Origin of the sequence: Roseofilum acuticapitatum BLCC-M154 (assembly GCF_030068475.1) — a bacterium.
Lineage (GTDB): Bacteria > Cyanobacteriota > Cyanobacteriia > Cyanobacteriales > Desertifilaceae > Roseofilum > Roseofilum acuticapitatum.
This window is the reverse complement of sequence record NZ_JAQOSP010000049.1, coordinates 1-2,431: the sequence shown is the minus strand read 5'-3', so window position 1 is coordinate 2,431 and position 2,431 is coordinate 1. Positions and strand designations below refer to the sequence as shown.

General features: G+C 42.2%; 2 protein-coding genes and 1 pseudogene. 1 reads left to right on the top strand and 2 read right to left on the bottom strand.

Features of this window, described 5'->3' with window-relative positions:
- Window positions 1-631, top strand: a pseudogene (locus PMG71_RS07115) (hypothetical protein); the annotation flags it as partial.
- Window positions 632-748: 117 nt separating this feature from the next.
- Here PMG71_RS07115 and PMG71_RS07110 read toward each other — a convergent pair.
- Window positions 749-1,447, bottom strand: a complete 699-nt coding sequence (locus PMG71_RS07110; protein ID WP_283752961.1) for a hypothetical protein — start codon at window positions 1,445-1,447, stop codon at window positions 749-751.
- A 519-nt stretch (window positions 1,448-1,966) separates the two neighbouring features.
- Window positions 1,967-2,170: a hypothetical protein gene (locus tag PMG71_RS07105; protein ID WP_283752960.1), complete on the bottom strand. Its 204-nt coding sequence runs from the start codon at window positions 2,168-2,170 to the stop codon at window positions 1,967-1,969.
- Window positions 2,171-2,431 lie beyond the last annotated feature (261 nt).

Genomic DNA, 2,431 nt, shown 5'->3' with positions numbered 1-2,431 from the left:
TACGCTTGGGAAACGAGTAGTCAAGGCACTTCATGACCCCACTAATACCGAGAATATCGTGATTATTGGTGACGGGTTTTGGGTCACCGATACCAGTGGAGAACGACACTATATCACGGTGAAGACTGCTGATAGAGTTTGCCGTCCCATGGTTCACCCTAGTTACCCTGACTTGATTGAGCTTCTGGGTGTCAAAAATCCAGAAGTCAAGATGCCAGAATGCATCCCTGATTCAAGTGGTAATCCAGAATCTATCAAAGATATCTACTTAAATAGGATGAGGCGACGACTGGGTGACTACATTAAACAAGTAAAGGGTGGAGGTTTTACCCAAACTCATGCTCTGAGACACCTTGCTAACCATCATGGGAAACTCTCTGGTTTGACCCGTGACCAACGCGCATTAAGTCTTGGACATTCTGGTGACATGAATGACAAGTATGATGGTCACTTGACACCAGAAGCTGAGATTGATTTCCTGATGTCTTCTATCTCCAAAGAATCGGAGATAGCTGAACTTAAGGCACAACTTCAACACGCTCAAGAAACTATCCTTTTCCTCAAGAAGGAAAACGCCAGGTTACGAGAGCAACTTGGGGGGAATGACGACATCCCTAGAATTGGTGAGTAGCCCCATATCCTAATTTACGACGTGAGCCACGTCGTAAATCCAGACACAAGATGAAAGACCCCTATTATAGGGGTCTTTTTCAAGCTGAGATTGCCGGACAAAGCGTTTTTGAAGCCTTTAGAACATAGGGTTTGGTTGCCAGAGATTCGGCACAAGCTCGTGTTCTTCCTCTTTTTTCTTCCTCGCCTTAATCTCAGCTATCCTTGCATTCTCCTCTTCTATCCATGGATGATTCGCACCCCGTTTTCCGCCCTTTGGCTTGTGTTTGTATTTGGGAACTGTGTAGCCTTGGGATTCAAGCTCTTCTTTTATTAGAGCTAGTTTCTGTTTTGCTGCTGCATAACTTTCACCGTTATTAGCCTTGAACACCCTCGCGACAATAGTTGATGGACTCATCTCCCCAGAAAGTAATGCTTCTTTAGCTCTCTCAACTTTGTCATCAGAAAATGAATCCACAGTCCATATTTTTTTCTTACGTGGGGGGTAATAGACGGGTACTCCATCCGGTTGCTTAAAGTCAGGGTTAGGGACGTATTGGGAAGTCTCATAATCATAGATGATTAGCCCTATCCTGGTAGCCTTGAGTACGGCTTTTAGTCGTACAAAGGGACTTGGTATCAGATCCCCAGAGTCAGGATGCTCCATCTGTACCCCAAGTCTAAAATAAATTCTACAGAATCTCGTTGTCGGACTGGGTTGGCTTATATTGTATTTTTCGCATATCTCTGAATTAGTAAGACCATTAGCAGCATCACACAAAGTAGCCAACAGTATTGGGCTTAAAGGCTCATAGTATTGGTCATCAGGGTGTATCATAGGAATATCCTCAATTTAGAAACAAAAGGGGGGAGGGGAAGTCCCCCCTTAAATCCACAAACTACACTCCAATCTTTTTACAAAACCCCTTAGCTTGTCTAGGGGTTTTTCAGTAGAATTTCTAACAGTAACGATCTCTGTACATCTATACTTTTAGGCTCAATAAACACAGATTATTACTATTAATAAATATGATAAGTTTCTCTAAGTAATATGCCTTTGTAGTATAGAATGGCTAGAATGCTTACAGGGTAAGCATCATAGAGTTAGAGGGTTAGCCTATATGATTGGTCATTTAAGGGGGTTTAACTACTGTACACCCCTAAAATGGGGTGCTATGAGCATGGCTTGAGTAGTACGTCTTTAGTGGTTAGCCTTCACAAGCACAAGTGGGTATATATCTTCCCCGTTACCCTTATTTGCCTGAACATCCAGAACATATACCAATCGTTCACCCATGATCCTATAGGTTTCCACAAAAAAACCGCCATAGGGCGGTCTGGGTATCTCCAGTGATGATTACTGGGTAACTGTCTGGTCTTGTTGCTGAATTCTCCTGACTTCTTTATGGATGACACTGGCCATCCATGTTGCCCTCTCTATACCTTCCTCTTCACAGTACATATCTAAAAACTCATAGTCCTCTTCTGGAATTCTGATAGATACTTGTTTCTTCTTGGGTTTTGCCATGGTAGCCATATATTCTCCACACTCTAATGGCATTATATCAACTCCTTTAGAGTGTCTTGATTTATTAGGTATATTGCAAATACCATATATTTTATATAAAAAATAATTATAAATAAATTCTTTTAGATTCTTTTAGATGCTGTACACTAAGGGTATAGGGGATTGGTTCCCCTATCTATGTACCTTGAAAACTGGATATTGCCTATGGATACTCATCCTCTTATTAAGCTCTCTTGGGTCAAGGAAGACGAGCCTAGTCCCTTTGACCCCTGTGGTGGAGAGGTCGCCTCTCCC

What these genes read in the sequence shown, in the direction of transcription:
- PMG71_RS07110 (WP_283752961.1), bottom strand. Translation starts at nt 1,447, where the DNA reads ATGATACACCCTGATGACCAATACTATGAGCCTTTAAGCCCAATACTG.
- PMG71_RS07105 (WP_283752960.1), bottom strand. Translation starts at nt 2,170, where the DNA reads ATGCCATTAGAGTGTGGAGAATATATGGCTACCATGGCAAAACCCAAG.